Here is a 4,789-nt window from a genome sequence, read left to right as displayed (position 1 = left end):
CGTTCGCGATAGCGGGCCGTAGGCCTTAAAAACGCACCCATTTGCCCCAAACGGGTTGAAAAGTTTCCCCTGCATCCGGCTCCGGGCTGGGCAACCCTGCGGGTTAACTTCGCAGTAAGATTTGCAATGAGGCTAAAATTAAGTAAACTTCCAGTCGTAAAGCTTCGGCTCTTTGTTAGCACATTTAACAAAACGTTTTATCCGCAGTTTGGGCTGCAACCGGCTATGGCTCGCATACTCATTATTGAGGACGACCCTTCGATTCTGGATATCCTGCGCATCAATCTGGAGTTGGCGGGCTACGAGGTTGTGAAGGCCACCGATGGGGTGCGCGGACAAGCACTGGCTCTGCAAGTTCTCCCCGATCTGATCATCCTCGACCTGATGCTGCCCCAGGTAGATGGCCTGACCGTTTGTCAGCGCTTGCGGCGGGAGGAGCGCACCAGCGAGATCCCGATTTTGATGCTCACCGCCCTCGGCCAAACCCAGGACAAGATCGAGGGCTTTAATGCCGGTGCCGACGACTACCTGACCAAGCCTTTTGAGGTGCAGGAGCTGCTGGTGCGGGTGCGGGCCCTGCTGCGTCGCTCAGACCGGATCCCACAGGCGGCCAAGCATGGGGAGATCCTCACCTATGGCCCTCTCACGCTGGTGCCGGAGCGCTTTGAGGCGTTGTGGTTCGGCAAAACGATCAAGCTCACCCACCTGGAGTTTGACCTGCTCCACTGTCTGATGCAGCGACATGGGCAGACCGTTTCCCCCAGCGAAATCCTGCAGGAGGTGTGGGGCTACGAGCCCGACGACGACATCGAGACCATCCGTGTTCACATCCGCCACCTGCGCACCAAGCTGGAGCCGGATCCCCGCCACCCCCAGTACATCAAAACCGTCTATGGGGCGGGCTACTGTCTGGAGTTGCCCAACATTGCCGATCCCAGCCCACTGCAGCCAGAGCTGGCGAAAGATTCCCACAAATAATGATTCTTTCATGATTCTTGAGGATGCTGCTCACGCAACTGCTAATCTAGGGGATGCCCTGCTGCAGATTGCGCTCTGAGATCTATGCCTGGTGCCATTCGGTATTTGATGTGCCCACCCGATCACTACGAGGTGGACTATGTGATCAACCCCTGGATGGTGGGGAATGTTCACCGCTCTTCGCGAGAACGGGCGCTGCAGCAGTGGCAGGCTCTTTATCGGCATCTCTCGCAGCAGGCGGAGGTGAAGCTGATCCAGCCGGTGCCGGGATGGCCGGATATGGTGTTTACGGCGAATGCTGGGCTCATCCTGGGATCCAAGGTGGTGCTGAGCCGTTTTTATCACCCAGAGCGGCAGGGGGAACAGCCCCATTTCAAGGCTTGGTTTGAGGAACAGGGCTACACCGTCTATGAGCTGCCGCCAGCCCTGGCTTTTGAGGGGGCGGGAGATGCTCTGTTGGATCGGGCAGGGCGCTGGCTGTGGGCGGGCTACGGCTTTCGCTCCATGTTGGAGTCTCACCCCTACTTGGCCAAGTGGCTGGGGATCGAGGTGTTGTCTTTGCGGCTGGTGGACGAGCGGTTCTACCACCTGGACACCTGCTTCTGCCCCCTCTCCGAAGGCTATTTGCTCTATTACCCGCCGGCTTTTGATGCCTATTCCAACCGCCTGATCGAGATGCGGGTGCCCCCTGAAAAGCGGATCCCGGTTCAGGAGGCGGATGCCATTCACTTTGCCTGCAATGCCGTGGATGTGAACGGCACGATCTTGGTGAATCGGGTCAGCCCAGAGCTGGAAGCCACCCTACAGGAGCGGGGATTTGCGGTGGTGCAGACGGAGCTGACGGAGTTCCTGAAAGCCGGTGGGGCGGCCAAGTGCCTGACGCTGCGCCTCGACGAGACGGTGGCTCCCCAAACCGATCCGGTGGCCACAGTGCTCAGCCGGACGGTGACCCTCCAGGGACATTTGGTGGACAGCGATCTGCTCACCAGGGCCGTCGATTGCATTGTCGACAATGGCGGCAGCTTCCAGATCCTCAAGTTTCAGCTTGGGGAAAAACGGCAGAGCACTTCCACGGTGGAACTGGCCGTTTCCGCTCCCACCGAAGAGACCCTGGATACCATTCTCAGCGCCTTGATCGAGCAGGGGGCCCGTCTCTCGGAGGAAACCCAGCAAGATGCCCGTCTGGAGCGGGTAGAGAAAGCAGGGGTAGCGCCCGACGATTTTTATGTCACCACCATCTATCCCACGCAGGTGCGGGTGGCCGGCCAGTGGATCCCGGTGCAGCGGCAGCGCATGGATGGGGTGATCGTGGTCAAGGGATCCGATTGCAATGGCAAGACGGAGTTTTCAGCCTATTGCACCCTGATTCGAGATTTGCAGGTGGGGGATGCCGTGGTGTGTGGGGTGGAAGGGATCCGCACCGTGCGCCAGGCCAGCAAAGAGCGCTCTTCCCAGGAGTTCACCTTTATGGGATCGGGAGTCTCCAGCGAGCGGCGGGTGGAGATCCTGGTGGAGCAGATTGCCTGGGAGCTGCGGCAAATCAAGGAGCGGGGCGGCAAAACGGTGGTGGTGGCAGGGCCGGTGGTCATCCACACGGGCGGCGGATCCCACTTGGCTACCCTCATCCGCGAAGGCTATGTGCAGGCGCTGCTGGGGGGCAATGCCATTGCCGTTCACGATTTGGAGCAGAATCTCTACGGCACCTCGCTGGGGGTGGATCTGTCGCGGGGCACCCCGGTCAAGGGCGGCCACAAGCATCACCTCAAAACCATCAACCTCATCCGCAAGTACGGCAGTATCCGAGCTGCGGTGGAAGCGGGCGTGATTACCGGCGGGGTGTTCTACGAGTGTATTCGCGCTCAGGTGCCCTTCTCCCTGGCGGGATCCATCCGCGACGATGGGCCGCTGCCAGATACGGAGATGGATCTGATCAAGGCCCAACAGGATTATGCGCGGCTGCTGCAGGGGGCCGACATGGTGCTGATGCTCTCCAGCATGTTGCACTCCATTGGTGCCGGGAACATGACGCCTGCCGGGGTCAAGCTGATCTGCGTGGACATTAACCCGGCAGTGGTGACCAAGCTGGCCGATCGGGGATCCCTGGAGTCGGTGGGGATTGTTACCGATGTGGGCCTGTTCTTGAGTTTGTTGGTGCAGCAGTTGGCGCGTTTGGGGCAGGTGTATGAGCGCCCGCAACCTGCTCTTGCTGCCCGCTAGCCACCCCATCCATAAGCGCTGTTATCTTTTGGGATCCTTAAACAGGGATCCTCAAGCCTCAAAAGGGTATGCCTTTTATTAGCCTGTTGACGGATTTTGGCCTGCAGGATCCCTATGTGGGCATTATGAAAGGGGTGATTCATACCCTTTCCCCACAGGCTCAACTCATCGACCTCAGCCATGGGATCCCGCCTCAGGATGTGGCGGCGGCTCGCTTTGCCCTGATGACGGCCTACCCCTATCTGCCGTCGGGCACCATTCACCTGGCCGTTGTGGATCCAGGGGTGGGGAGTAGCCGCCGGGCGGTAGCCATCCAAACCGAGACGGGCTTTTTGGTTGGCCCTGACAATGGCCTGTTCAGCGGCGTTTTGGCCCAAACTCCGGCGCTGGCTGCTGTGGAACTCAACCGGCCCCGCTATTGGCGCACCCCCTCTCCCAGCCGCACCTTTCATGGGCGGGATATTTTTGCCCCGGTTGCCGCTCATCTGGCCAACGGGATCCCTTTGGCGGAGCTGGGGGATCCCCTAGACGTAGCAGAACTAACCCGCTGGGAGTGGCCGCCACCCCAGATGGAGACCAACGGCTGTCGCGGCCTGGTCCAGGCCATCGACCACTTCGGCAACGGCATCACCAACCTGCCCGGACAGTGGGTGGAAGGTCGAAGCTGGAGCGCCTCGGTCAAAGGGATCCCCGTCCGCTCCGTGGCCACCTTTGCTGAGGGAGAAGTTGGGGAAGTGCTGGCCCTGGTGGGCAGCTCCGGCTGGGTGGAGATCGTGCAAAACCGAGGCAATGCCAGCCGGGCGCTGGATTTTAAGGTGGGAGATGAGGTGCGCGTGCAGTGGAGCGGCTAGATCCCCTCGCCTGAAAAGAGAGGGAGAGACTGGGGATCCTAGGCAGGTTGGCTTTCCACCGTCACGGCTTCCGTCGGAGTAGTGGGGTTTGAGGCGCCCACTTGGACTTTGATCACCCGCGCTGCGTCGGCTTTGGGCAGAGTGAGGGTGAGGATGCCGTCGCGATAGGTGGCCGAGACTTTCTTCGGCTGGATGCGGCGGGCCAGCTTGAGGATGCGTTGAAAAGGTTGGGGCTCCACTTCTTGGTAGCGCAATTCAGCACCTTCAGGGCCGTGAACCTGGATCTCGCCGCTGATGGAGAGCTGTTGAGCCGTGGCCTCGATGTGGAAGCGTTCCCGATTGGCACCGGGCACCCACAACTGGACGGTGTAGGCTTCGCCGCTCTCCCAAACCTGCAGAGGAGTGGGCAGGAAGGAGCGAGAGCGTCCCCGGTTGGGCTCCGCTTGCAGAGCTTGTACCTCGAAAAGCGGGCTGAAGTAAAGAGTTGCCATAGTGTCTCCTAGGGTAAATAGGCTAAGTCATCAATGGAGTTGAGGGAAGCGAAGAGATCTCGGCAAAGAAGGCTTGGCCTGCACTTGGGATTTGAATTCACAAAATCCTGCTCTGATCATCCAAGAAAGCCATCCCAGCGAGGGAGGGCAAACCGATCTGTGATAGGCAGGATCCCCTCACCTCATGGGGAAGAGGGATGAAAACAAACAGGGCAATCCAATGGTTCACCAAATTTTCGGGCTGGAGGCCCG

Annotated in this window: 4 protein-coding genes; 3 read left to right on the top strand and 1 reads right to left on the bottom strand. The window is 59.8% G+C overall.

The features are described 5' to 3' along the window. Nucleotides 1-225 precede the first annotated feature (225 nt). The 3 genes from NW818_RS04930 to NW818_RS04920 all read left to right on the top strand — a co-directional run bounded on the left by NW818_RS04930 (nucleotide 226) and on the right by NW818_RS04920 (nucleotide 4,046). Complete coding sequence (locus NW818_RS04930; RefSeq protein WP_414342492.1) at nucleotides 226-978, top strand: response regulator transcription factor; 753 nt, start codon at nucleotides 226-228, stop codon at nucleotides 976-978. An 84-nt stretch (nucleotides 979-1,062) separates the two neighbouring features. Beyond that, nucleotides 1,063-3,195, top strand: a complete 2,133-nt coding sequence (locus tag NW818_RS04925) for a TIGR00300 family protein (protein ID WP_414423973.1) — start codon at nucleotides 1,063-1,065, stop codon at nucleotides 3,193-3,195. A 68-nt stretch (nucleotides 3,196-3,263) separates the two neighbouring features. Continuing rightward, on the top strand, nucleotides 3,264-4,046 hold the full coding sequence (locus tag NW818_RS04920) for an S-adenosyl-l-methionine hydroxide adenosyltransferase family protein (protein ID WP_414390194.1): 783 nt from the start codon (nucleotides 3,264-3,266) through the stop codon (nucleotides 4,044-4,046). Nucleotides 4,047-4,084: 38 nt separating this feature from the next. Here the strand turns inward: NW818_RS04920 and NW818_RS04915 are convergent, their stop codons facing one another. Then, on the bottom strand, nucleotides 4,085-4,537 hold the full coding sequence (locus NW818_RS04915; RefSeq protein ID WP_414390191.1) for an Hsp20/alpha crystallin family protein: 453 nt from the start codon (nucleotides 4,535-4,537) through the stop codon (nucleotides 4,085-4,087). Nucleotides 4,538-4,789 lie beyond the last annotated feature (252 nt).

The sequence above is a fragment of the Synechococcus sp. R6-5 genome (assembly GCF_047461775.1).
In the GTDB taxonomy this organism is placed as follows: Bacteria; Cyanobacteriota; Cyanobacteriia; order Thermostichales; family Thermostichaceae; genus Thermostichus.
This window is presented reverse-complemented; position numbering and strand designations above follow the sequence as displayed.

Excerpts from the sequence above, each read along its gene's own strand:
- NW818_RS04915 (WP_414390191.1), bottom strand. The coding sequence starts at position 4,537 with ATGGCAACTCTTTACTTCAGCCCGCTTTTCGAGGTACAAGCTCTGCAA.
- NW818_RS04925 (WP_414423973.1), top strand. The coding sequence starts at position 1,063 with ATGCCTGGTGCCATTCGGTATTTGATGTGCCCACCCGATCACTACGAG.
- NW818_RS04920 (WP_414390194.1), top strand. The coding sequence starts at position 3,264 with ATGCCTTTTATTAGCCTGTTGACGGATTTTGGCCTGCAGGATCCCTAT.
- NW818_RS04930 (WP_414342492.1), top strand. The coding sequence starts at position 226 with ATGGCTCGCATACTCATTATTGAGGACGACCCTTCGATTCTGGATATC.